Below are 23,412 nucleotides of genomic sequence, written 5' to 3' on the forward strand. Positions count from 1 at the left end.
TTTAAAAGACATACCCAGGAGGAGTTATGAAGCTTTTGAGCAAGACCTTGCTGACGGTGATGTTCAGCCTGAGCGCGGCCTCCGTGTCCGCACAGACCATGCGCATTGCAACGGACTCGGGCGCGCAAGGCTCGCCTAGCGGTGATGCAATCGAGAAATGGGCTGCGCTGATCAAAGAGGGTACGCAAGGCGCTGTGTCGCCACGCGTTTTTTATCAAAACCAGTTGGGTGGTCAGGAAGAGGTGTTCGACCAGCATGTAGCCGGTGATGTGCAGTTGATGCTGAACTGGCCCATGACTTCCTACGACAAGCGCATTGCGGTGATCTACACGCCCTACATGTTCACCACCTGGGAAGAAGCCTTGGCCGCGTACCAGCCCGGTGGCTGGTTGAATGAAACGCTGGACGGTATCTACAAAGAGAACGGCTTGAAGTTCTTCGGTGCCTGGCCTGAAGGATTCAATGGCGTCGCCACTAAAGGCAAACATGCGGTGACGGTAGAGGACGCCAGGAACATCAAGGTACGTGTCCCCCCAATCTCCATGATGCAGCAGTCCGTGCAAGCCATGGGTTACCAAACGGCAGCCATTGACTGGGGCGAAGTGTTTACGTCCATTCAGACCGGCGTGGTGGATGGCGATGCAGCCAACGTCATTTATTACGACTACGAATATTTCCGCGACACGCTGGATTACTACGTGCGCAGCAAGCAACAGTTCATTACCGGTGTGCTGTCCATGAACCTGGAAGCCTGGGAAGCCTTGACGCCCGAGCAGCAGGAAGTGATCCAGACCTCGGCCATCACCATCATGCAAGATCAGTTTTCCAAGGCCCAGGTAGCGGACGCGGCCATTGTGGAGAAGTGGAAAGCGCTGGGTAAAACCTACCTTGAGCTCGACAAGGATCAACTGGCTGCTTTGGGCACCCATGTGCGTGCCAAGGTCTGGCCTGCGATGCACGCTGAAGTGGGCGACAGCATCATGGCCCATATCGAGAAAAACGCCTCGGCTCTCAAGTGAACACCTTGGAACAAGGGAGTATGAATGTGAGTGAGGACCTTCTGATCAAGCGAGGGCCGACCCTGATCGCTCTGGAATGGCTGGCCATTGCGTCCAGCGTTGTGGTGGCGGCAGGTTTGGCCTATGTGGTGGCCGCACGTTATTACCTGAATTGGCCGGCAGCCGGTGTGCACACCATTGTGATGGTGGCGGCGATCTGGCTGTATATGACGGGGGCCTTGATTGCCAGCCAGTCCCGTCAGCATCTGGTGGTGGATTACCTGTCGCATCGTTTGAAGACCCCACGGGCGCGTGCTATCCATCGTTTCATCGTGTCCGTGCTGGTGCTGATCATTGTGGTGGCTTTTGCCTATTGGACCTTGCGCATGTTCATGTGGGGTTCCCGGTTCTCGACCACGATGGCCGAGCTGGGAATTCCTGTCTGGGTGCCGCAAGCCGCTATTGGTCTGAACGCCGCCGGTAGCCTGATCTATGCCTTGCGCGATGTTTATCAGTCTTTAATGGCCTTGCGCCATGGAGGCCATTGATTATGCATGCTGGATTTTCTGTTCTCTTGCTCCTGTTCCTGCTAGGTGTCGGGGTGCCAGTGGCCTGGTCCTTTGCCGGCACGCTGCTGATGTTGACGCTGGTGTATGACGTCAACTTGAACACCTTGATGTTGCAAGGTTTCCGTTCCTTGAACTCCCTGGTTCTGCTGGCTTTGCCTTTGTTCATCATGGCGGGATACTTGATGCAGGCAGGCGGGATTGCGCACCGTTTGGTGGGTTTTGCCGAAATGCTGGTCAAGAATCGTCGTGGTGGCATGGGGGCCAGCATGGTGCTGGCTTCCGGGGTATTCGGGGCGATTTCGGGTACGGCCTCGGCGGCGGTGGCGTCCATTGGCACCATTCTGGTCGATCCCATGGAGCAGCGCGGTTATCCGCGTCAGTACTCGGCGGCCTTGCTGGGGATTTCCTCTTTGCTGGGGATTCTGATTCCGCCGTCCATCACCATGATTCTGTTCGCGGTGGTGACGCAGCAGTCGGTAGTGGCGTGTTTTGCAGCCACGATCGGGCCAGGGATTCTGTTGATGGTCGGGCTGACGCTGTTCAACTATGTGGTGGCTGGACGCTGGTTCAAGGAGTTGCCTGCACAGCCTGCTGATGAGCAATCCCGTCGTTCTTCCCTCAAGACCTTGCTTTATGCCGTGCCCGCCTTGTGTATTCCCGCCTTGATTCTGGGTGGTATTTACGGGGGCGTATTCACACCCACGGAAGCTGCGGCGGTGGCGGTTGTGCTGGTGATTGGCATCGGCTGTTTTGTGTATCGTGAACTGACCCTAAGCAAGCTGCGCGACAGCTTCGTACGTACGGCAGAGACTACGGGCACCGTTATCCTGATCTTGCTGTTCTCCTTTCTGATCGGCCGTATTTTGGTTGCGCAAGGTGTGCCACAGGACTTGACCGCCTTTGTGACGGGTCTGGTGGATAGCCCCATCGGCATTCTCTTGATGGTCAATGTGTTCCTGATTCTGGTGGGCATGATTATTGACGATGTGTCCTTGACCGTGGTGGTGGCTCCCTTGCTGCTGCCTTTGGTGGGCGTGGCCGATGTCAATCCGATACAGTTTGCCGCGATTGTGGCGTGTGCGGTGATTGTGGGTTCCAACAGCCCGCCGATGGCACCTGTGCTGTACATGTCCTGCCGTATCAGCAAGGTGACGGTACATCGTTCCTTTGGCCCGGCCATCGCCATGATCGTGTTTGTGGCTATTCCGATTCAATTGATCACCACCTTCGTGCCCGCTGTTTCCTTGGCGTTTCCACGAATGCTGGGCCTGTTATAAGAGGAGCGCCGGTATACTTTGGCGACTAAAGCGACTCTACAAGCAGGCGATATGAGCGATAAGGAATTGATTGAACGTGTGGCCCAGGCCGGCGCGCTGACCGAGCCCAATGTGCATTTGACGCGGGCGGACTGGCTGGAGGCGGCCATTCGCCTGTTTATGCAGGAAGGCGTGGAGGCGGTGCGCATCACTCGCCTGGCGCAGGTCATGGCCGTCACGCGAGGCAGTTTTTATTGGCATTTCAAGGACAGGGACGATCTGCTGGATGGGCTGGTCGGTTTCTGGGAACAAAAGAATATGCGCTCCACCATGCTGGCGCTGGAGAATGTGGACAATCTGCAAGATGGCATGTTGTCCCTGTTCTCCACTTGGCTGGATGTGTCCCGTTTTGAGCCGGGCCTGGATATGGCCATGCGGGATTGGGCAAGGCGCTCCGAGCGAGTGCGTCAGGCCGTCGCGCGGGCGGACAAGGCCTGCATGAATGCCTTGGCCAATTTCTTTCAGCGTATGGGTCTGGAAGAGATTGAAGCCCAGACCCGAGCCCGGACGACGTACTTTTGTCAGATTGGCTATTACCTGATTGGCCTGCAGGAAGAGCTGGAAGACCGCATGGTGTGTCTGGACGACACCATGAAGATTCTGGGAGGCCAGCCCCTGGACCCAGCCAAGGCCAAGGCTTTTGCAGAGCGTATGTATAGCGTGCAAAAGGACAATGCCAAGAAGGTGGGGTGATATTCAGGAGGCTCTGGAGCCTGTGGGGGCGGGGTGTGTTTAGATGGCTGCAGGCTAAGGATCTACCTGACTTGTCGTTACTGTTTTGATGAGCAGGGCAGAGCAGACTGGTAAGGAATATCAGCTTGAAGCCGGAAAACTAAAAAGGCCGAATCCTGTATGGGATTCGGCCTTTTTTTGACTAAGTTCTGTGAGGCGTTTTATTGTCGCTTCACAAAAGCAGCCTGTGTTTTGTGCTGCTTTGCTTCAAGGTTTAGAACCAGTTAATCGGGTTCCAGTAGTTAACCTTGGCATCCAGACCGTCCTTGAAGTAGGTGGAGTCCGGGAAGTTCTGATCCATCACGCGTTTGGTGGTGTCACGCAGCTCGGTTTGACCCATCTTGTCGTAGGACAGGTACATCAAGTACAGCGCGCGTTCAGCAATAGGCACGCCCTTGAAGTCCGTAATCACGGTTTGCGCACGGTTCACAGCAGCCACGTAAGCGCCACGCTTGTAGTAGTACTCGGCTACGTGTACTTCGTTCTGGGCGATGGTGCTGACCAGCCAGGTCAAACGCTTGGCGGCATCCGGTGCGTAACGGCTATTGGGGTAGCGTTGCAGCAGATCGTTAAAGGCTTCGTAGGATTCACGCAGACCTTTGGGGTCACGCTCGCTGGGGTCCTGTTGGGTAATGTTGGACAGGGCAGCGCTAGGAGGTGTAAAGGAGATCAGCCCTTTCAGGTACAGCATGTAGTCGGTACCGGGGTGGCTGGGGTATTGCTTCTGGAAGCGGTCGATAGCGGCCAGGGCTTTGGCAGGCTCTTCGTCTTTCCAGTTGATATAGGCTTGGTCGATCAGCGATTGCTGTGCGTACGTGCCAAAGGGGTAGCGGGACTCGACGGCTTCCAGGCGGGTACGCGCGTCTTTCCAGTTGCCGGCGGACATTTCTTCACGGGCGTCTTTATACAGGCGCTCGGCGGTCCAACCCGAGGTGGGGTCAACTTCTTTTTTGGTAGTGCCGCAGCCAGCAAGCAAAGTGGCAGCCAGCATTAATGCGGCTACGTGGGCCAGCTTGGTACCACGAATACGTGGCAAGTTCAGGTTCAGGCGAGTCACAAAAGCGTCCTTGGTGTTAGCATTGCTGCTCAATTATATGATTTGTCGCCATGCCTGACACAGATACTGAAAAAGATAGTGTTGTTTCTTCCGACGCACTGCATTTTATCCTTCCCATCACTGCGTCTCCCGATCGTCTGGACAAGACTTTAGCGCGTTTACTGCCACAGCATTCGCGCAGCCGTCTACAGTCCTGGGTCGAGAGTGGGCATGTTCTCGTCAACGGCCAGGCCGTCAAGGTCAAGCATACGGTTTACCCCGGTGATACCGTGCTGGTCTGGGAGCAACAGGCCCCAGAAGACATGGCCTTCGAACCTGATGACGTGGACTTCGAGATTGTGGCTCAAAGCGACTCCTGGCTGGTGGTTAACAAGCCAGTGGGTCTGGTCACGCATCCTGGCGCGGGTAACTGGCGTGGCACCTTGCTCAATGGTTTGCTGTTTCGCTTTCCCAATCTGCGTCAGGTACCCCGTGCCGGTGTTGTACACCGGCTGGACAAAGACACTTCCGGCTTGCTGGTCGTGGCCCGCACGGAAGTCGCACAAACTCACTTTGTCCGACAACTGCAAGAGCGTAGCATGGGACGCCAGTATCTGGCGTTGGTCCATGGCGTCTTGCCGGGCCAGGGCTCGGTCGATGAGCCGATTGGACGCGATTTGCGCGTGCCAGTGCGCATGAGTACTGGGCCGTCCGTCGCTCCCAAGCATGCTGTAACGCATTATCAAATGTTGCGTCAGGGTTATGCAGGCGAGGAAGCGGTGACCGAGGTGGCTTGCCGACTGGAGACAGGGCGTACCCACCAGATTCGTGTCCACCTGAGCTCAATCAAGCATCCTCTGCTGGCCGATACCTTATATGGTGGTCGCGTTGTCGCGGGGGCGCAGCGCCAAATGCTGCATGCCCATGTGCTGGAGTTTGATGATCCCGATACGGGCGAGCGCCGTCGCTTCTCGGCGGAGCCAGCGTCTGACTATCAGTCTGTTGCAGAGGCGATTGAATGGCACACTCAAAGCTGATTCCGGGTGTTAGCGGCCCCGAACAAGCGGGGCTGCTTTATTTCTGTACGACTCGGGCTGGGGGCGTCAGTCAGGACGAGCGTGACAGCCTGAATCTGGGCCTGAATACCGGTGACGATCCGGAGCGGGTGCAGGTAAATCGCCAGCGGCTGGCGGACTTCCTGGGCTCGGAGCCAGTCTGGCTGGCACAGGTGCACGGCACAGACGTGCTGGATGCGGATCAGGATGTGTTGCCTGCCGTGCCCAGAGAGTTTGATGCTGCCATCACTACACGCCGGGATCGTACCCTGGCTATTCTGACCGCTGATTGCCTGCCGGTGGTGATCTGGGACAAGCAATCTCAGGTCTTGGGTGTGGCCCATGCCGGTTGGCGTGGTCTGCAAGCCGGAGTCCTGGAGCGTACCTGGCAGGCGATGGCCGCCCGTTGTCCCCAGGCGCAATCCTGGCAAGCCTGGATTGGTCCGGCAATCAGTCAGGAGCACTTCGAAGTCGGGCAGGAGGTCTTTGATGTCTATGTTCAGGATGAGCCGGAATTGGCCGCCTTTTTTATTCAGGGAAAGCGTCCTGGAAAATGGCAGGCGGATTTGCCCGGTATTGCCCGCCACCGTTTGGAAAAATTAAGCCCTGGAAAAATGACCGTGCACTTAAGTGGCTTGTGTACGTTTCAAGAGAATGGATTGTTTTATTCCTACCGGCGCTCGCCCTTGACCGGCCGACAAGCCACCATTGCTCGCTTGAACCTGCTTTAACGGTTTTTTGATCGTATTAAATACGATATGGAATCTTTAATTCCGTCTATTGGCGTGCCAGCCTAATTAATTACCCCAATTGACTGCTTTTGTTACGAACGTCATGCTCTAAGCGTATTTGCAATTCGTTTACAGGTGGCAGATGTCGAGTAACAACAGAGCTTTTCAAGGTTTTGGCAAACCGATCGATGCCACCCGCTGTGCTGAACTGCAAGCTCGTTATATGCAACAGTGGCAGGAGTTGTGGGACCAGGCCCAGCGCGGTGCCTTGCCACCTCCCCAGGATCGCCGGTTTGCGGATGCCGCCTGGCAGAGCAATCCCACCGCCTTGTTCAATGCCCATATCTGGCAGCTTAGCGTTCAGGCCATGAACGAGATGCTGGACTCGATGGAGCTGGAGGCCGCGCAGCGTGAGCGCCTGAGCTTTTCCATGATGCAGTGGGCCGAGGCCATGTCGCCCAGCAACTATTTGATGCTCAACCCCCAGGCCCTGCAAACCATGATGGATACGGGCGGCCAGTCCGTGCTGGAAGGGATGTCCAATTTTATGGACGACTGGCAAAAAGGCCGTCTGACACAAACGGATGAAAGCCAGTTTCAACTGGGGCAAAACGTGGGTACCACCCCCGGTGCCGTGGTTTTCCAGAACGATATTTTTCAACTGATTCAATACGCACCTACTACCAGCATGGTCCATGCCGTGCCCTTGCTGATCGTGCCGCCTTGCATTAACAAGTTCTACATTCTGGACCTGCAGCCGGAGAATTCCTTTGTACGCCACGCTCTGGATCAGGGGCTGACGGTATACCTGATGTCCTGGCGCAATCCCCAGCCGAATGACGCGGCCCATATCCATGCACTGAGTTGGCAGGATTATCTGGAGCAGGGCGTGCTGGAGGCGATTCGTGTCAGCCAGGAGCTGTCGGGCCAGGAAAAAATCAATACGCTGGGCTTTTGTATCGGTGGCACCTTGCTGGCCAGCGCTTTGGCACTGGCACGCGATAAAGGTCAGGACCCAGCCGCTTCCATGACCTTGCTGACCACCATGTTGGATTTCACCGACGTGGGCATGCTGAATGTCTTTATCGACGAAGCACAGGTTGCGTTTCGGGAATGGCAGTTGGGGCAGGGCGGATTGCTCAATGCCCGTGAGCTGGCCAGTACCTTTTCTTTCCTGCGCCCCGCCGAGCTGGTTTGGAACTATGTGAACAGTAACTACTTGCAGGGTAAAAAACCACCTGCCTTTGACTTGCTGTACTGGAACTCCGACGGCACCCATTTGCCCGGTCCTTTCTTTACCTGGTATTTGCGCAATACCTATCTGGAAAATCGTCTGGTTCAAAAAGGTGGTGTCCCCGTGGGGGCGCACCGCGCCGACCTGAGCCAACTGGATTTGCCTGTGTACCTGTATGGCTCCAAAGAAGACCATATCGTGCCCTGGCAGTCGGCCTATGCGTCCTTGCAGGCACTGCCTGCGGCTCAGCATCGTTTTGTGCTGGGGGCCTCGGGTCATATCGCAGGCGTGATCAATCCGCCTGCCAAGCAGCGCCGTAATTACTGGGTGCTGCAAGATGGCGAGCCAGTCGCCACGCTGGATGCCCAGCAGTATATGGAGCGGGCTCAGTCCGTACCTGGTAGCTGGTGGTCCGATTGGATTGCGTGGCTTGCACCCTTGTCGGGTACGCGGCGTCGCGCAAAACGTCGTCTGGGCCATGCGCGTTATCCCGTGCTGGAGGATGCGCCCGGCAGTTATGTGAAAGTGCGCGCCAGTTAATTTTCAATTTTTCAGGTTTCGGGAGCAGGGCGGTCTGCCTGCTTCCATTATCCCGACGCCAGGCTTTTTCATTGCCCGGGCCGGCCCAGGGATCGAGCTTTGTCACCCCTTTCAGGAGAAGTATATGAGCAGCAAAGTAGCTTACGTAACTGGTGGTATGGGAGGGATAGGGACAGTCATTTGTCAGCGTCTGGCCAAAGACGGTTTTACCGTTATTGCAGGCTGCGGCCCCAACCGTGATTTTCAGAAATGGTTGGGCGAGCAGGCCGAGCTGGGCTACACATTTCATGCTTCGGTGGGCAACGTAGCAGACTGGGACTCGACCGTTGAGACGTTTAAAAAGGTCTTTGCCGAGTTTGGTCGTGTGGACGTGCTGGTCAATAATGCCGGGATTACACGCGACGGTACCTTCCGTAAAATGAGCCAGGAAGACTGGCGTGCGGTAATCGACACCAACCTGAACAGCCTGTTCAACGTGACCAAACAAGTTATTGATGGCATGGTAGAGCGCCAATGGGGCCGCATCATCAACATCAGTTCAGTAAACGGGCAGAAAGGGCAGTTTGGCCAGACCAACTACTCCACGGCTAAAGCCGGGATCCATGGCTTTACCATGGCTCTTGCCCAGGAGGTTGCCAATAAGGGGGTGACGGTCAATACTATTTCCCCCGGTTATATTGGTACGGACATGGTGCGTGCGATTCGCCCCGACGTTCTGGAGAAAATCGTGGCGACCATTCCAGTCGGCCGTTTGGGTACACCGGATGAAATTGGCTCCATGGTGGCCTGGCTGGCCTCGGGTGATTCCGGCTTTGCCACGGGTGCGGATTTCTCCTTGAACGGTGGCTTGCACATGAGCTAAGGCTTGTTGCAGTGCATAGCGCGTGTTTTTGTTTTATTGATTAGGAAGTAAGCACCAGCATGGGATCCCCTCGACTCATCAAGAAATACCCCAATCGTCGCTTGTACGACACGCAGGCCAGCGCTTACATCACTATGGTCGATGTCAAGCAACTGGTCCTGTCAGGAGAGGAGTTCGCGGTCGTCGATGCCAAAAGCGGCGAGGACCTGACGCGCAGTATTCTGTTGCAGATCATTCTTGAGGAAGAAAGCGGGGGTATCCCCATGTTCTCCACTCCGGTGCTGATGCAGATCATCCGCTTTTATGGCAATGCTATGCAGGGGGTGATGGGCTCGTATCTGGAAAAGAACATTCAGGCCTTCATGGAAATCCAGGAGCGCATGACCGAACAGTCCAAAGGCGTCTACGGCGGTCAGTTCGGCCCCGAAGCCTGGGCGCAGTTCATGAGCATACAGGCGCCTGTGATGCAAACCGTCATGAACAGCTATATCGATCAAAGCAAGAATCTGTTTGTGCAAATGCAGGACCAGATGCAGGATCAGACCCGGCAAATGTTCTCGGTCTTTCCCTTTGCGCCACCAGGCAAAGACAAGAAAGACTGATTTTTAGCCTGCCAGCGTTTTAAACGGGGTATGGCTGCTTAATGCTTCCTGATAGCGGGCCACATGGCCCGCTTCTTCATGCAGGAACTCTTCAATGGCGTGGGCAAAGCGGGGGTCAGCAATCCAGTGTGCCGAGCTGGTGGGAGTGGGCAGCAAACCTCGCGAGAGCTTGTGCTCCCCTTGAGCACCGCCTTCAAAGAAACGCAGTTGCTGCGCAATGCAGAACTGAATTGCCTGGTTGTAGCAGGTCTCGAAATGCAGGCCTGGCACGTATCGAGTACAGCCCCAGTAACGTCCATAAAGTGTGTGCCCGTCCCGCAGCGACAGGGCGCAGGCTACATCTTGCCCATCTTGTTGCGCCAGAATCAGTACCAGGGATTCGGGCAGCTGCTGGTGCAGGCGTGCAAAGAAATCCCGATTCAGATAAGGGCGTTGTCCGCGCTCCTGATAGGTATTGGCGTAGCACTGGTAGAAGTAATCCAGATCCTGCCCCGTTATCTTCTGTCCCTGCTTGTGTTCAAACGATACGCCTTGCTCGTTAACCTTGCGGCTATCCTGCCGCATTTTTTTGCGTTTCTGTTGCGTCAGGGAGGCCAGGAAGTCCTCGTAGCTGGTGTAGTTCTGGTTTTGCCAGTGAAACTGCACGTCGTGGCGAATCATGAAGCCTGCCTGCTCCAGAGCTTGCCTGTCGTCCGGATTCGGGAACAGGACATGCACAGAGGACAGTTGATTGCTCTGCGTCAGCTGGATTAATTGCCGGGCCAGCAGGACTCGATCTTCCTGAGTGTGAGCCAGAAGGCGTGGGCCGCTGACGGGCGTAAAGGGGACGGCACTGAGCAGCTTGGGATAATAGTCCAGACCGTGGCGCTGATAGGCCTGAGCCCAGCCCTGGTCAAACACATACTCCCCGCGGGAATGATGCTTCAGATACAAAGGCACGGCGCCACACAGTGTCTGCCCACGATGCATCAGCAGGTAGTGCGGTGACCAGCCTGTCTGTGGAGTGACGCAAGCCGTGTCGTGCAAGGCCGTCAAAAAAGCATGGCTAAGCAGTAGGTGATGGCCAGAGAGCGCGTCCCAGAGTGCAGCATCAAGCTGGCTCAGTTGTGTGCAGAGTGAGAATTGGATCGGTTCAGTACTGGCCATGGTAAAGGGGGCGTCGCTAAGCCTATTTTGAAACAGGGGTAGGGCATAGCCCCTGACGGCTTTGTATACTAGCCAGCGTTTCATGCAAAGGGAAGGCCTGTCTGGCATTGTTGCCTGTGCTTGCCCAATACGAGGAATTCATGAAGAAAATTGCTTTGACGCTGGGTGCCGCGCTGGTGCTGGCGAGTTCGGCTCAAGCAGGTCCTGCTTGTGAGTATTTACGTAATCACGTCGCTTTGCAGTCACAATCCGACGACGAGTTGCAGATGCAGGATCAGGATGGGGCTTGTCGGGTTCAGAACGGACAATGGTCAGCCGGTTTTTCGTCGATGCTGCTGGCCTTTGATGAGCTAGTTTTGCGTGATGAAGGCTTGGCCTCGTTGTCCGACCGGCAAGCTATTCCTGACTCCATGGATCTGCGGGTGAGCGGAATCTACGTTCTGACGGGGCGTTTGCCAGGGCAGGACTATGTTATGCGCCTGCAGGCCAAGCCTATGGATTTTACTTTCAAGTACCAGTGGGACTCGGCCTCGGCACAATTGAATTTGGAGCAGGTCCGGCTGCGTAGTCAGTACTTGCGCGAGGTTCGCGCGCAGGCGCAATTCGGGATTGAGTCGGCAGCAGGACGTGCCTTGGGCGCGGATGATCTTGAGCAGGCGGAACTTAAAAGTCTGAATCTGTACCTGGATAATCAGAATCTGATCCAGTCCATGATCATGCCTGCATTGGTGATGAACATGAGCATGTATGAAGACCCGCGCCCCGGTATTGAGAAGGCCTTGCTGGCAGCACGGACTTCTGTGCAGTTGATGCCTGACTCGGTGGCGGATCGGGACAGTCGCAATGCCTTATTGGCATTTATTGCTCAGTTACCCGCGCCTCAAGGACGCTTGTCGCTGGATATGACAATGGATCCCCCTTGGCCTGCGGCACGCCTGGAGTCTGGCTTGTCTGTGGATCAGGTGCGTAAATTGATGTCTGGCATGAAGGTGCAAGCCAGATTCAATACAGGGCAAGAAGCCCCGTCTGTCTATGTCTGGCTGCGTGATCGTCTGCGTGATGGTTTGCGGTTTTTCGATCTTCGCAAGGATGACGCGGCGCGCTAATGAGCGTTTGGCCCTGGTGGCGGGAGGCCCTGTAATACCGGACCAACCCCATCTTGCTTGGGGTCTGCCATTGCCAGGGCGCAGGCTGCGCTCTCCTGCTTACGGAAAACGCAGCCATTAGCCTGGTTTCGTCAGGCGTCGGGTAGCATGTTGTAGTTTCTGATCATGCTGTTGTAGTCGTTCTCCAGCTTGGAGAGCTGGTACTCCACATTGGTTTGCTTTGCGTCCGATGCCAGGGCTCGGCGCAGATCCTTCAAGCCCACCAGGAAGGTATTGAAGTTGCTGGACAGGGCAAACCACTTGGGCGCGTTGCCCAGCTGCGTTTTGGTGTCGGGATGTGCTTTGGCAAAGGCATCAGCCTTGTCGAAGGCGGCTTGATACGCTTGCTCGATTTTCTCGATGGACTGGCCAGTGAGCTGCTCGGACTCTGCCAACGTGCTGATGGCATCAACGGCGCGGCGGGCGGCCAGAGAGACATTCAGCGTGTGCCAAGCAAAGTTCTCGGTGCCGTAAGCCTCTTCAATCGCTACCAGCTGTTTTTCCCGCAGACTGTGATTGCGCTCCGAGACTGTTTGTCTGAGCGTGTCTTCCGCATCAAAGAAGCTGATGAACAGAGGCATGATCTGCTCGTCCAGCTCGCGGCCTTTCTTCATCTGGTCGTCAATATTGTCCTTGCGACTGTAATAGAGATCCGCTTCATTCATGACGGGAATCAGCTTTTCCAGCGTGTCAGCAAACACTTGACCTGGCTTGTCCAGTCCAGCGTCGGCCGGAGGCATGGTAATGGCATTGCGCATTTGGGTGATGCATTCGCGCGAGATGGAGTTGTTCTGCTCGTACACCTTGATCTTGAAGCTGGCGGCAATGCGGGTGGAGCCGGGGGTAGCGACAAGGTTCTGATATTCCTTGATGTATTTCTGGGCATGCTGGCTCAAGGGGCTGGCGACTTCATTCAGGCAGGCAATTACTGGCTGCAGTTTTTCGGCCAGTTGCATATCCTGTTTTTGCAGGTTGACCTCACCATTACCCAGAAGGGAGCTGCTGGAGGTGCCGACCTTCATTTCCTGTGGCAGCCAGGTATTGAATTGGCCACTGGCGTAGGCCCCGACGGCAATACCGATCGCGCCCAGGATCACAATACTTGTAAGTTTCTTCATTTTCGCGCTGTAGAGATAAGCTGCGCTGCCCCTGGAGAGGGGGCAGAGACATGTCTTTTGGGGGAGAGGGGGATTACTGCTCGAAGCCGCTGCGTTCGGCGGAAATGGCGCTGCAACTGCCCTGATCTTTCTCGCCTACCATGCGGCGATCACGGATGATGGTGCCGCTTGCCAGGTCAATTTCCCAAGCAATCGCGCCTTCATTCAGGCTGGCCTTGTTGTCGGCAAAGGTGCCTCGCTCCATTCTTTCGCTGCCCGAAGCAGGAACGTAGACCCCAAATGTTCCTGCCTCTTGATTCAGGGCGAAATTGAAGACCTGGGGCTTGCCAGAGGGGTCGGCAAACTCGCAAGTCAAATAGGTGGTGGCGGCAAAGGTGCTGGTGCTGGCCATCAGCAAGGCCAGGGCGGCACCTGCGGTTGCTGGTACTCGTTTCATGTCTTGATCCTTTAGTCGGCTGTCTCCAGCCAGTTCCGGTTGTTTTTGATTGACTGCAGAAAAAGTACGACTTGTCCCAGGATCACGCAGGCACGCGCTTGCTCCAGCGCTGGAGAAGAGGCGGCCTGGCTTTCATAAGGGATGTCGTCTTTCTTGAAACTCAGCTTGGCTGTGGATCGTGCACGTACAGCGTTGGCGGCATCCACGGGATGCCACTGTGTTCACGCACAGATAAGCTGATTGACGGGTTTTGAAGCACGATTAGAGGGGCTGGAGCTGACTTGTTATTCTGTGTTCTGGTCATGCTCAAGCTGGCTAATCACCCGCACGGGAAGGTTTATCGCACGGTGAGACTGCGGCCGTCAAGAAAATTTCGTGCTTGAAGTAGATGGGGGCGTACTAGCGGGGTGGGAGTTACTGCAGGAAGAGGGCTTGTCGTGGGTACGCCGTGTTTATTGTTTTGAGGAAACCAGACTATTTAAAAACAACGGGCATAAAAAAAACCGGAATAAATCCGGTTTTTTCAAATTTATCTGCAAGAGGCCGATAAATGAATTTGGTTGCGGGGGCAGGATTTGAACCTACGACCTTCGGGTTATGAGCCCGACGAGCTACCATGCTGCTCCACCCCGCGTCAGAAAAATAACTATAACATAGTTTTTGATTATGTACATAGTGTGGCGTGTTTATTTCATTAATATTTGGCGATTGCCGCTGGAAGGGGCATAAAGGCTGGATAAAACGATCCTCAATTTTCTTGCGTCTTGCTGGTCGCAATGGTGTAATACGAACTGTGCTTACAGGTTCAGCCGGACTGGCATTTCAAAAAGTTCAAACGCGCAAGCGGCTTCCTGTATAGCGACCAGTTCTTGATGGCTGGCATCTGGCTTTGATAGCAGTCGGCTCCCCTACTAGGCGGGATGTCCCGGCAAAACGAATTTCTCTGTTTCTGGCTTTGCTTCAGGTTTAGGCAATCGATAAGCCCTGCGGTGGTCTGTTGGTGCCTTGATGTTGGCATTTGACAATGTAGACCTGTCGCCCCGATCAGTTATTGCCCCAAACGTTGTTGTGCTGTTTTCGCGTTCCGCCAATCAGGAGCGCCAATTCAAATCCAGTCCGATAGGGCTTGCGGACATACTCATCATCAGCATGTGTGCTTACACAACATTTTTAATTGCTTTTAAAGCGGCTGTTTCTGGTTTGAGCCAGGGCGGCGGGCTTGCGTGCGCTTCCGGCCCGATGAAAAAAAGCCCGATGATGGCGACGATGGTGATTCGGATGCGTGCTGCGGCTGCTGTGGTGGCCGTTGTTTGGGCTGGGGTTGTTGCCACATTGCTGATGGCTGGCCTGCGTGTTCTGACTGTGGGCTGCGCCGCGCGCAAGATTGCAGATCAAAACAGCGGGCAACAAAAAAGCCAGCACAAATTGGCTGGCTTGTTTGATTCTGCTAAGCAGTTCCGGGTGATGGTTGCGGGGGCAGGATTTGAACCTACGACCTTCGGGTTATGAGCCCGACGAGCTACCATGCTGCTCCACCCCGCGCCGGAAAAGATAAATACTAACATGGAATTTTTGCTTTATGCAAGTATCGCCAGAAAGTGAGGCTTCCCAGCAGTGACTGAAAGTGAAATAATCCGAGTCCTGGAGACGGCTTTGCTGTGTGCACAGCAGCCCATGAACAGCGCCGAGTTGCGCAAAATGTTTGTCTCCCCGCCGCTGAGCGCGGATGATCTGCGCCGTTATCTGGCTATCTTGCAATTGGATTGGAAAGAGCGTGGCCTGGAATTGGTTCAGGTTGCCTCGGGTTGGCGCTTTCAAAGTCGCCCGGCCATGCAAGTGTTTTTGTCCCGTCTTAGTCTGGAGCGCGCGCCCAAGTATTCGCGGGCCGTGCTGGAAACCTTGGCGATTATTGCTTGGCGGCAACCTGTTACCCGTGGGGATATTGAGGACATACGTGGTGTGAGCGTATCGACTCAAATTGTGCGTACCCTGGAGGATCGGGGCTGGATTGAAGTGCTGGGCTATCGTGATGCGCCCGGACGCCCGGCATTGCTGGGAACGACCCGTCAGTTTCTGAATGATCTGGGTCTGCGCTCTTTGGATGAGTTGCCTTCGGTTGAAACTCTGGACTCCCTGGATGCCTTGGCTTCCTTGCCAAACGGGCAAGCAACTGCGTCGGCTGATCAGGAGCAGAACAAAGAATCGGATCAAGAACGGGATCAGCAACAGGATCAACAGCAAGATCAACAGCAGGGCGGGGATCATCAGGATCAGAGCCAGGAGCAAGCGGCAGAGCAGGGTGCAGAGCAAGAGTCTGCATCTGTGGTTGGGCAGCAAACTGGTTCCGAAGCAGGGCAAGAAATAGAACTAGAAGCAGAGCAAGACGCTGCTTTGGAAGTGAGCATGGAGCCGCTACAGGCCTCTGTTGCTCAGCTTGAGCTGGAGTCCGAACCGGATTTCGAGCCAGGCAGTCAGGACGATTTGCTTGAGGCAGTTTCAGAAGCGGAGCTGCCACAAACCGAACAAGCTGAAGTGAATACGACACCGGACCCCGTGGATGAGGCCCAGGCTGCGGCTGGCCTATCGGATATACAGGTACCGGACGAAATAAAAAACTCTGGAGTAAATGATTAAAAATGACTGATTCGCACGAGACGAACACAGCCTCCATGTCGGACGCCTCTGGCGCGGCCGACCCCAAGAATCCCCGCGCGAAGGGCCAAGGGCGCAAGCTGCGCACCCCGTTTCGCCGCCGTCGTGGCGATGCCACGCAAGAGTCGGCTCCTCGTCAGAATGAAGAGACCCAGGCGGCTGCTCCTGGCGAAGCCAAGGCCCGTCCGGCTCGCCCACAAAACAATCGACGCAAACCAGCGGCTGCTGGCCGTCGTCAAGATACACGCGGTGGTGCCAACAAGCGTCCGGGCAACACCCAGGCCGCTCGTTACTCGAACCCTGCTGATGACGCTCCTGTCGTGATTCTGGATGGTGATGATGACATCGCATTCAGTCATCTGGACAAGCAAAGCCGTTTGTCGCAGCGTCTGGGCAAATACATGGGCAGCGACTTGGTGCAGCCTAAATTGCACAAGGTGCTGGCCGAAGCCGGTATCGGCTCGCGCCGCGATATGGAAGAGCTGATCGTTGCAGGTCGTGTCTCCGTGAATGGCGAACCTGCCCATATCGGTCAACGTGTCAGTGCCGATGACAAGGTGCGTATCAATGGTCAATTGATCAATCGTGCGAACACCAAGCGTCCTCCGCGCGTGATTCTGTATCACAAGCCGGCTGGCGAAATTGTCACGCACGACGATCCCGAAGGCCGTGCCACCGTGTTTGGTCGCCTGCCTTCCCTGAAAGTGGGCAAGTGGTTGTCGGTCGGTCGACTGGATTTGAATACCGAGGGTTTGCTGATCTTCACGACATCGGGTGATATTGCCAACCGCATGATGCATCCGCGCTACGGTGCCGAGCGTGAATACGCTGTACGTGTTCTGGGTGAGCTGAGCGAAGAGCAAATGCAATCCATGCGCGATGGCGTGCAGTTGGAGGACGGTGTGGCCAAGTTCGGCATGATCGAATTTTTGGGTGGCGAAGGCAGCAACCGTTGGTATCGCGTCACTATTCATGAAGGCCGTAACCGTGAAGTGCGCCGTATGTTTGAAGCGATGGGTGTGACGGTCAGCCGTCTGATTCGCACTCGTTTTGGGGATGTGGGTCTGCCTAAAAATCTGCGCCGTGGCCGTTGGGAAGAATTGGATGCTGATGTGGTGATGGCATTCATGCTGCGCCTGGGGCTGGTGAAAGAGTCGGATGACGAAGGCACCCACCAGCGTCGCGAACGTCAACCTCTGTCCCACGACAGCGCTTTGCCTCCCGGTTTCGGTACGCTGGAGCACAACGGTCTGAGTGGTGCTCGCATGGGGCGTGGTGGTCGTGTGGCAGGTCGCGGTCGCTCCTCAAATAATGTGCGTGTAAACGAATCCGTCAGCGGTGCCTTGTTCATTAGCGGTGGTCTGGCCAATGGCCATCCTGATGGTGGTCGTCGTGAACACGGTGGTCAAGGGCGTGGTGCTCCACGTAGCGGTCAGGGTGTACGTGGTGGCCAGCAACGCGGTCGTTCGGCGGAAGGGCGTTCTTCGGAAGGACGCGCGCATGAAGGTCGCAGTCGCGAGGGGCGTTCGCAGGAAGGTGCGCGTGTGCACAATGGCCGCCGTCCAGTGCGTGGCGACCAGGCGCGCGGTGAGCAGGGGCGTGGTGATCAGGCCCGTGGTGGTCACGCTCGCGGTGCTCAGGAAGGACGTGCGCCTTCGGCCCGTCGCGGCGCGTCCGATCGTGCCGGAGCCGGGCAAACTCCCAAGGCTCATGTGAAGAAAACAACGGTGGTGCGCCGTGTCAGCCGTCGTGATGATGACTGGCAACCAGCCAGCTCGGCGGCCCATGAATCCCACCTGGGACGCGGGCGCCGGTAAAGCCAGGACGCACGGACTTTGAGTTTGTGGCCCGAACCCTGCGGTTTGGGCCTGTAAGGCCGTGTGAATGCACGTATTTTCCGGTTTTCTGGTAGAATATAGAACTTGGCTCAGAGACGTTTGTGTCGGCTGGGTCTTTTTTGATGCTGCGCGCCAGCGAATAGGGCGGTCTTTCAAGGCAGAGACCGCGTGGATCATACGGTTCGGTTGCGCCTGCAACTATCCCGATTTGACGTTGGCAATGCGCAAGACCAGGGCCCGCTTGATTCTCAAGCGTGCATGGTGACCATGGGCTGGCGTACAGCCCATTTTTTTTGGATTTTATGGCAGACATTCTAGCTTTGGCACAAGAGACCCTGGCGGGTACCGAGTACGAACTGGTGGACGTGGAGCGTGCGCCGCTAGGCTTGTTACGCATCGTCATCGATCACCCGGAAGGGGTGCGTATCGAACACTGTGAATGGGTGTCTAAACAATTATCACGCGTTTTCGAAGTGGAAAACGTGGATTACAAGCGCATGGAAGTGGCCTCGCCGGGGATAGATCGCCCCTTGTTGCGTATTGGCGATTACGTGCGCTTTGCGGGCAGTCGGGTGCAGGTGCGCCTGCACGAGGCGCTCGACAATCGGAAAGTGTTTGTGGGTACGCTCCACGCTCCTGAAGGGGCGCTACCGGCTAGTGTTCCGCTGGATACCGTTTTTAGGCTGGAACTGGACGAAGCATCGGGCAAGCTGACGCAGGTCGAATTCACCTATGACCAGGTGGATCGTGCCAAATTGGATCCCGTTCTTGATTTCAAGGGTAAGAAGCGATGAGTCGCGAAATTCTATTGCTGGTCGATGCGCTGGCGCGTGAAAAATCCGTAGCGCGTGATGTCGTGTTCACCGCGCTCGAGAGCGCCTTGGCCTCGGCCATGAAAAAGCGCTTCAAGGAAGATGTCGATATCCGTGTGGAAATCGACAGGGAAACCGGCGCCCACGAAGGCTTCCGGCGCTGGCTGGTCGTGCCCGACGAGGCCGGTCTGCAAGAGCCGGACAAGCAGGAGATGCTGTCGGACGCCCAGGAGATCGATCCCGAGCTGCAAGTGGACGATTACATCGAAGAGCCACTCGAGCCTATCGAGTTTGGCCGTATCGGTGCCCAGGCTGCCAAGCAGGCCATCCTGCAAAAAATCCGTGATGCCGAGCGCGAGCAAGTGCTCAACGACTTTCTGGAGCGTGGTGAGACCATTGTTTCCGGTACGGTCAAGCGCATGGACAAGGGCGATGCCATTATCGAAATGGGCAAGATCGAAGCACGTTTGCCTCGTTCGGAAATGATCCCCAAGGAAAATATCCGCGTGGGCGACCGTGTCCGCGCCTGGGTACAGAAGGTGGACTACGCAGCACGTGGCCAGCAGGTCATCTTGTCGCGTACAGCACCTGAATTCATTAAAGAACTGTTCGAGAACGAAGTACCCGAGATCGAACAGGGCCTGCTGGAAATCAAGGCCGCTGCCCGTGATGCGGGTGTGCGCGCCAAGATCGCTGTTATTGCTTACGACAAGCGTATCGATCCTATCGGTACTTGTGTGGGCATGCGAGGTTCGCGCGTTACTGCGGTGCGTAACGAACTGGGCGGCGAGCAGGTCGATATCGTGTTGTGGGCCGATGATCCGGCCGAATTCGTGATCGGTGCTCTGGCACCGGCACACGTCGAATCCATTCTGGTGGACGAAGACAAGCACGCCATGGATGTGGTGGTAGACGAGGAAAACCTGCCCAAGGCGATTGGTTCGCGTGGTCAGAACGTGCGTCTGGCATCGGAATTGACGGGCTGGCAGATCAACATCATGACACCGGAAGAAAGCCGCAACCGTCAGGACGAAGAGCGCGAAGAATTGCGCGCTACCTTCATGTCCCGTCTGGATGTGGACGAAGCCGTGGCCGATATTCTGATCGACGAAGGGTTTACCGGTCTGGAAGAAATCGCTTATGTGCCTCTGCAGGAATTGCAGGACATCGAAGCCTTTGACGAAGAAACCGTCAACGAGCTGCGTGCCCGCGCCCGCAATGCGCTGCTGAGCGAGGCCATCGCCAAGGAAGAATTGGTACAGACCGCGGTCAAGGAACTGGCAGGAGTCGAGGGCATGACGCCTGAGCTGATCGCCGTACTGGCCGAAAACGAGATTACAACGCTGGATGAACTGGCGGAACTGGCAACGGACGAACTGTCCGAGATGACCGGCCTGGCGCAAGATGCGGCCAGCGAACTGATCATGCGTGCCCGTGCCCACTGGTTTGACGACGAGGCCTGATATGTCTAGCTAGGTCCCGCGCGTTGTATTCATTAAGAATAGTTGTAGTAAAGCAAGAGAGAGTCGAATGTCGAGTAACACTGTCGCCCAGTTCGCTCAAGAACTGAAAATGCCTGCGAATGTTCTGCTGGAGCAGTTGCGTAGCGCAGGTATTGAGCTCAAATCAGTTGATGACGCCATCACTGATTCGGATAAGGCGAAGCTGCTTGAATCGTTGCGCCGCTCGCACGGCAGTCAGGAAGGCAACAAGATCACCCTGACTCGCCGTCAAACATCGGAGATCCGTCAGGATGACGGATCGGGTCGCTCCCGCACGATTCAGGTGGAAACACGCAAAAAACGCGTGTTTGTAAAGCGTGATCCCTCCGAGCTGGTGGCAGAAGCCAATGCGGCATTGGCACAGGAAAATGCAAAGGAGCAAGCTGCTCAGGCCCAGGCGGCCAGTCAGGAAAAGCAAGCTGTTGAACAGGCGCCTGCCGTGCCTGTCAGCAAGCCCGTAGATCCTGTGGCAGCAACTCCTGAAGCTCCTGTGAAAGAGCAAGCCCCTGTCGAGCCCAAGCCTGAGCCCAAGCCAGAGCCTGAGCCCGAAGTGGTCGCTGCTCCCGAGCCGACTCCTGTTGCCGAGCCTGCGCCCGAACCTGCTGCTCCTGCACAGCCCGTTGAGGCTGCTCAGGAAGATACAAAGAAACCCGAGCCTCAGCCTCAGGAACAAGCACCTGCTGCAACGGAGCCATCCGAAGCCGCGGCAGCGCCTGTTCAGGAAAAGGCCGAATCGGCTCCCTCTCCTACGGCCCAAGAAAAGCCCGTGGAACCTACTAAATCTGTAAACGACGCCCGTCAAGCTAACTCTGTGAATAAAAATCAGCACCCTCAAGGGACTAAAACGCCCACTTCGACTGGAAAACCTCGGGATATGGCCGCTACTGGTCAGCGCCGTGCAGTGCGTGGCCCGGTGATTCCTCCTGTTGCCGCCGATGTGGAGCAAGACCAGGATCGTGATCGCGCCCGTAAGGCCGCAGAGGCCGAAGCCGCTGCGTTGCGCGATATGTTGAACCGTCCTCGTAAGGTCTTGCGTGCTCCCGAGCCAGAGGCTGATAGCAAGGCAGGTGCCAAGGGCGCTCAGAAGAAAGACGCCAAAGGCTCCAAGACCGAGAAGGCCCCGGGCAAACCCGTCAAGACTGACAGCACTCCTGGCTGGACCAGCGATGCTAGTCGCAAGAAGCAGCCTTCCAAGGCTGATGTGGCTTCCGCCGGTGCCGGTGGTGGTCGTGAAGGCTGGAAAGCCAATGCCAAGGCAGGTCGTGGCAAGGGGGGGCGTGGTGGCCGCAACGCTCAGGCCGAGCGCCGCGAACCACAAGTGGCAGAATTCATTGCCCGTGAAGTGCACGTGCCGGAAACCATTTCGGTCAGCGACCTGGCTCACCGTATGGCCGTCAAGGCTGCCGAGGTGATCAAGCACCTGATGAAGCTGGGTCAGATGGTTACCATCAACCAGGTTCTGGATCAGGAAACAGCCATGATTCTGGTCGAAGAACTGGGTCACAAGGCGATTGCTGCCAAGCTGGACGATCCTGAAGCCTTCCTGGTCGATACCGATGCTCAGAACGACGCCGAACTGAAGCCCCGTGCTCCAGTGGTAACTGTCATGGGTCACGTTGACCACGGTAAGACTTCGCTGCTGGACTACATCCGTCGTGCCAAGATCGCCTCGGGCGAGGCCGGTGGTATTACACAGCACATCGGTGCGTACAACGTCAAGACAGAACGTGGCACGGCTACGTTCCTGGACACCCCCGGTCACGAAGCCTTTACGGCCATGCGTGCTCGCGGTACCAAAGCCACTGACGTGGTGATTCTGGTGGTGGCCTCCGATGACGGTGTGATGCCCCAGACCCGTGAAGCCATTCACCACGCTCGCGCCGCTGGCGTGCCGCTGGTGGTGGCGATCAACAAGATTGATAAACCTGAAGCTAATCCAGAGCGCGTCAAGCAGGAACTGGTAGCAGAAGAAGTGGTGCCTGAAGAATACGGTGGCGATGTGCCCTTTATTCCTGTGTCGGCCAAGACCGGCCAGGGCATCGACGAATTGCTGGAAAACGTGCTGCTGCAGGCCGAAATGCTGGAGTTGAAGGCTCCGGTTGACGCACCTGCCAAGGGTACGGTTATTGAAGCCCGTCTGGACAAGGGCCGCGGTCCTGTGGCCACCATCCTGGTTCAAAGCGGTACCTTGAACCGTGGTGACAGCGTGCTGGTCGGCGCCTCCTTCGGTCGCGTTCGCGCCATGCTGAACGAAACCGGCAAGTCACTGAGTTCGGCGGGTCCGTCGATTCCTGTAGAAATCCAGGGTCTGACTGAAGTGCCCGCTGCGGGTGATGAATTGGTTGTGATGGCTGACGAACGTAAAGCTCGTGAGATCGCGCTGTTCCGTCAAGGCAAGTTCCGTGATGTGAAACTGTCGCGTCAACAGGCCGCCAAGCTGGAGTCCATGTTCGACAACCTGGGCGAAGGCACGCAAACCCTGTCGCTCATCATCAAGACCGACGTACAGGGTTCGCAGGAAGCGCTGGTGCAGTCGCTGGTCAAGCTGTCTACCGACGAAGTGCGCGTGGTGGTTGTACACGCCGCCGTGGGTGGCATCTCCGAGAGCGACGTCAACCTGGCGATTGCGTCCAACGCGGTAGTGATCGGCTTTAACGTCCGTGCCGAGCAAAGCGCCAAGAAACTGGCTGAAGCCAACGGCATTGATCTGCGTTACTACAACATCATTTACGATGCGGTTGACGAGGTCAAAGCAGCCCTGTCCGGCATGCTGGCTCCCGAGCAGCGCGAAGAAGTCATCGGTATGGTTGAAATCCGCGAAGTCTACAACGTGTCGCGTATTGGCAATATCGCCGGTTGTATGGTTACCGAAGGCGTGGTCCGTCGCGATTCGCAAGTTCGCTTGCTGCGCAACAACGTCGTGCACTGGAGTGGCTACCTGGATTCCCTGCGTCGCTTCAAGGACGACGTCAAGGAAGTGCGTTCCGGCTTCGATTGCGGTATCACGCTGCGTGGCAACAACGACATCCAAGTGGGCGACCAGCTTGAGATCTTCGAGATCAAAGAGATCGCCCGGACACTGTAATTT

Annotated in this window: 20 protein-coding genes and 2 tRNA genes; 15 read left to right on the top strand and 7 right to left on the bottom strand. The window is 56.3% G+C overall.

All coding sequences use genetic code 11. The features are described 5' to 3' along the window. Nucleotides 1-26: 26 nt before the first annotated feature. From dctP to KOE80_RS06025, 4 genes are read left to right on the top strand one after another with little or no spacing between them, the layout of a single operon-like run. Nucleotides 27-1,019 carry a TRAP transporter substrate-binding protein DctP gene (dctP, locus tag KOE80_RS06010; RefSeq protein WP_083053996.1) on the top strand — a complete coding sequence of 331 codons (993 nt, stop codon included), beginning with the start codon at nucleotides 27-29 and terminating at the stop codon, nucleotides 1,017-1,019. Between the two features lie 20 nt (nucleotides 1,020-1,039). After that, entirely contained in the window at nucleotides 1,040-1,546 is a 507-nt protein-coding gene (locus KOE80_RS06015; RefSeq protein WP_035270795.1) for a TRAP transporter small permease, read from the top strand. Between the two features lie 2 nt (nucleotides 1,547-1,548). Then, nucleotides 1,549-2,844, top strand: coding sequence for a TRAP transporter large permease (locus KOE80_RS06020; protein ID WP_137431262.1), 1,296 nt, complete (start codon nucleotides 1,549-1,551; stop codon nucleotides 2,842-2,844). 51 nt (nucleotides 2,845-2,895) lie between these two features. Then, the gene (locus tag KOE80_RS06025) at nucleotides 2,896-3,576 is read left to right on the top strand and encodes a TetR/AcrR family transcriptional regulator (RefSeq protein ID WP_226348622.1); all 681 of its coding nucleotides are present in this window, start codon (nucleotides 2,896-2,898) and stop codon (nucleotides 3,574-3,576) included. Nucleotides 3,577-3,829: 253 nt separating this feature from the next. Here the strand turns inward: KOE80_RS06025 and KOE80_RS06030 are convergent, their stop codons facing one another. After that, nucleotides 3,830-4,606 carry an outer membrane protein assembly factor BamD gene (locus KOE80_RS06030; protein WP_035271413.1) on the bottom strand — a complete coding sequence of 259 codons (777 nt, stop codon included), beginning with the start codon at nucleotides 4,604-4,606 and terminating at the stop codon, nucleotides 3,830-3,832. 116 nt (nucleotides 4,607-4,722) lie between these two features. On the opposite strand from KOE80_RS06030, the gene KOE80_RS06035 reads away from it, so the two are divergent. The 5 genes from KOE80_RS06035 (at nucleotide 4,723) to phaR (ending at nucleotide 9,675) form a co-directional block, all read left to right on the top strand. After that, nucleotides 4,723-5,688, top strand: a complete 966-nt coding sequence (locus tag KOE80_RS06035; protein WP_226348623.1) for an RluA family pseudouridine synthase — start codon at nucleotides 4,723-4,725, stop codon at nucleotides 5,686-5,688. After that, a complete protein-coding gene (pgeF, locus tag KOE80_RS06040) occupies nucleotides 5,670-6,437 on the top strand; it encodes a peptidoglycan editing factor PgeF (protein ID WP_137431260.1) in 768 nt (255 codons plus the stop codon). Before KOE80_RS06035 ends, pgeF begins: the two co-directional genes overlap by 19 nt. A 142-nt stretch (nucleotides 6,438-6,579) precedes the next feature. Beyond that, nucleotides 6,580-8,211, top strand: a complete 1,632-nt coding sequence (locus KOE80_RS06045; RefSeq protein ID WP_060185736.1) for a PHA/PHB synthase family protein — start codon at nucleotides 6,580-6,582, stop codon at nucleotides 8,209-8,211. A 124-nt stretch (nucleotides 8,212-8,335) separates the two neighbouring features. Further along, nucleotides 8,336-9,073 (top strand): acetoacetyl-CoA reductase, encoded by a 738-nt coding sequence (gene phbB / locus KOE80_RS06050; protein ID WP_088450794.1) that lies wholly within the window; start codon nucleotides 8,336-8,338, stop codon nucleotides 9,071-9,073. A gap of 59 nt (nucleotides 9,074-9,132) precedes the next feature. Then, nucleotides 9,133-9,675, top strand: coding sequence for a polyhydroxyalkanoate synthesis repressor PhaR (gene phaR / locus KOE80_RS06055; protein ID WP_009457627.1), 543 nt, complete (start codon nucleotides 9,133-9,135; stop codon nucleotides 9,673-9,675). A 3-nt stretch (nucleotides 9,676-9,678) separates the two neighbouring features. Here phaR and KOE80_RS06060 read toward each other — a convergent pair whose 3' ends face one another. Next, nucleotides 9,679-10,821 carry a GNAT family N-acetyltransferase gene (locus tag KOE80_RS06060; protein WP_226348624.1) on the bottom strand — a complete coding sequence of 381 codons (1,143 nt, stop codon included), beginning with the start codon at nucleotides 10,819-10,821 and terminating at the stop codon, nucleotides 9,679-9,681. Between the two features lie 140 nt (nucleotides 10,822-10,961). Here KOE80_RS06060 and KOE80_RS06065 point away from each other — a divergent pair, with 140 nt between their 5' ends. Then, nucleotides 10,962-11,927 (top strand): hypothetical protein, encoded by a 966-nt coding sequence (locus KOE80_RS06065; protein WP_226348625.1) that lies wholly within the window; start codon nucleotides 10,962-10,964, stop codon nucleotides 11,925-11,927. Between the two features lie 131 nt (nucleotides 11,928-12,058). Here the strand turns inward: KOE80_RS06065 and KOE80_RS06070 are convergent, their stop codons facing one another. The 5 genes from KOE80_RS06070 to KOE80_RS06090 all read right to left on the bottom strand — a co-directional run bounded on the left by KOE80_RS06070 (nucleotide 12,059) and on the right by KOE80_RS06090 (nucleotide 15,062). Further along, nucleotides 12,059-13,084, bottom strand: a complete 1,026-nt coding sequence (locus KOE80_RS06070; protein ID WP_226348626.1) for a DUF3829 domain-containing protein — start codon at nucleotides 13,082-13,084, stop codon at nucleotides 12,059-12,061. A gap of 73 nt (nucleotides 13,085-13,157) precedes the next feature. Further along, nucleotides 13,158-13,520, bottom strand: coding sequence for a hypothetical protein (locus KOE80_RS06075; RefSeq protein WP_137431257.1), 363 nt, complete (start codon nucleotides 13,518-13,520; stop codon nucleotides 13,158-13,160). A gap of 557 nt (nucleotides 13,521-14,077) precedes the next feature. Continuing rightward, nucleotides 14,078-14,154 (bottom strand) — tRNA-Met (locus KOE80_RS06080). 523 nt (nucleotides 14,155-14,677) lie between these two features. After that, nucleotides 14,678-14,851, bottom strand: a complete 174-nt coding sequence (locus KOE80_RS06085) for a hypothetical protein (RefSeq protein ID WP_170978587.1) — start codon at nucleotides 14,849-14,851, stop codon at nucleotides 14,678-14,680. Between the two features lie 134 nt (nucleotides 14,852-14,985). Beyond that, nucleotides 14,986-15,062, bottom strand: a tRNA-Met gene (locus tag KOE80_RS06090). Nucleotides 15,063-15,134: 72 nt separating this feature from the next. On the opposite strand from KOE80_RS06090, the gene scpB reads away from it, so the two are divergent. The 5 genes from scpB to infB all read left to right on the top strand — a co-directional run bounded on the left by scpB (nucleotide 15,135) and on the right by infB (nucleotide 23,409). Continuing rightward, nucleotides 15,135-16,154, top strand: coding sequence for an SMC-Scp complex subunit ScpB (scpB, locus tag KOE80_RS06095; protein WP_226348627.1), 1,020 nt, complete (start codon nucleotides 15,135-15,137; stop codon nucleotides 16,152-16,154). A 2-nt stretch (nucleotides 16,155-16,156) separates the two neighbouring features. Further along, nucleotides 16,157-17,989, top strand: coding sequence for a 23S rRNA pseudouridine(2605) synthase RluB (rluB, locus tag KOE80_RS06100; RefSeq protein ID WP_226348628.1), 1,833 nt, complete (start codon nucleotides 16,157-16,159; stop codon nucleotides 17,987-17,989). A 323-nt stretch (nucleotides 17,990-18,312) separates the two neighbouring features. Beyond that, nucleotides 18,313-18,804, top strand: coding sequence for a ribosome maturation factor RimP (rimP, locus tag KOE80_RS06105; protein ID WP_009457607.1), 492 nt, complete (start codon nucleotides 18,313-18,315; stop codon nucleotides 18,802-18,804). Then, entirely contained in the window at nucleotides 18,801-20,285 is a 1,485-nt protein-coding gene (nusA, locus tag KOE80_RS06110; RefSeq protein ID WP_026484319.1) for a transcription termination factor NusA, read from the top strand. Before rimP ends, nusA begins: the two co-directional genes overlap by 4 nt. Before the next feature lie 67 nt (nucleotides 20,286-20,352). Beyond that, nucleotides 20,353-23,409: a translation initiation factor IF-2 gene (gene infB, locus KOE80_RS06115; RefSeq protein ID WP_226348629.1), complete on the top strand. Its 3,057-nt coding sequence runs from the start codon at nucleotides 20,353-20,355 to the stop codon at nucleotides 23,407-23,409. Nucleotides 23,410-23,412 lie beyond the last annotated feature (3 nt).

This window comes from Alcaligenes sp. 13f, from assembly GCF_020496585.1.
Classification (GTDB): domain Bacteria; phylum Pseudomonadota; class Gammaproteobacteria; order Burkholderiales; family Burkholderiaceae_B; genus Alcaligenes; species Alcaligenes phenolicus.

Coding starts and splice junctions, on each gene's coding strand:
- KOE80_RS06060 (WP_226348624.1), bottom strand. CDS start 10,821: ATGGCCAGTACTGAACCGATCCAATTCTCACTCTGCACACAACTGAGC.
- KOE80_RS06015 (WP_035270795.1), top strand. CDS start 1,040: ATGAATGTGAGTGAGGACCTTCTGATCAAGCGAGGGCCGACCCTGATC.
- KOE80_RS06065 (WP_226348625.1), top strand. CDS start 10,962: ATGAAGAAAATTGCTTTGACGCTGGGTGCCGCGCTGGTGCTGGCGAGT.
- nusA (WP_026484319.1), top strand. CDS start 18,801: ATGAGTCGCGAAATTCTATTGCTGGTCGATGCGCTGGCGCGTGAAAAA.
- KOE80_RS06070 (WP_226348626.1), bottom strand. CDS start 13,084: ATGAAGAAACTTACAAGTATTGTGATCCTGGGCGCGATCGGTATTGCC.
- KOE80_RS06075 (WP_137431257.1), bottom strand. CDS start 13,520: ATGAAACGAGTACCAGCAACCGCAGGTGCCGCCCTGGCCTTGCTGATG.
- phaR (WP_009457627.1), top strand. CDS start 9,133: ATGGGATCCCCTCGACTCATCAAGAAATACCCCAATCGTCGCTTGTAC.
- KOE80_RS06025 (WP_226348622.1), top strand. CDS start 2,896: ATGAGCGATAAGGAATTGATTGAACGTGTGGCCCAGGCCGGCGCGCTG.
- pgeF (WP_137431260.1), top strand. CDS start 5,670: ATGGCACACTCAAAGCTGATTCCGGGTGTTAGCGGCCCCGAACAAGCG.
- phbB (WP_088450794.1), top strand. CDS start 8,336: ATGAGCAGCAAAGTAGCTTACGTAACTGGTGGTATGGGAGGGATAGGG.
- rluB (WP_226348628.1), top strand. CDS start 16,157: ATGACTGATTCGCACGAGACGAACACAGCCTCCATGTCGGACGCCTCT.
- KOE80_RS06030 (WP_035271413.1), bottom strand. CDS start 4,606: ATGCTGGCTGCCACTTTGCTTGCTGGCTGCGGCACTACCAAAAAAGAA.
- KOE80_RS06035 (WP_226348623.1), top strand. CDS start 4,723: ATGCCTGACACAGATACTGAAAAAGATAGTGTTGTTTCTTCCGACGCA.
- rimP (WP_009457607.1), top strand. CDS start 18,313: ATGGCAGACATTCTAGCTTTGGCACAAGAGACCCTGGCGGGTACCGAG.
- KOE80_RS06045 (WP_060185736.1), top strand. CDS start 6,580: ATGTCGAGTAACAACAGAGCTTTTCAAGGTTTTGGCAAACCGATCGAT.
- dctP (WP_083053996.1), top strand. CDS start 27: ATGAAGCTTTTGAGCAAGACCTTGCTGACGGTGATGTTCAGCCTGAGC.
- KOE80_RS06020 (WP_137431262.1), top strand. CDS start 1,549: ATGCATGCTGGATTTTCTGTTCTCTTGCTCCTGTTCCTGCTAGGTGTC.
- infB (WP_226348629.1), top strand. CDS start 20,353: ATGTCGAGTAACACTGTCGCCCAGTTCGCTCAAGAACTGAAAATGCCT.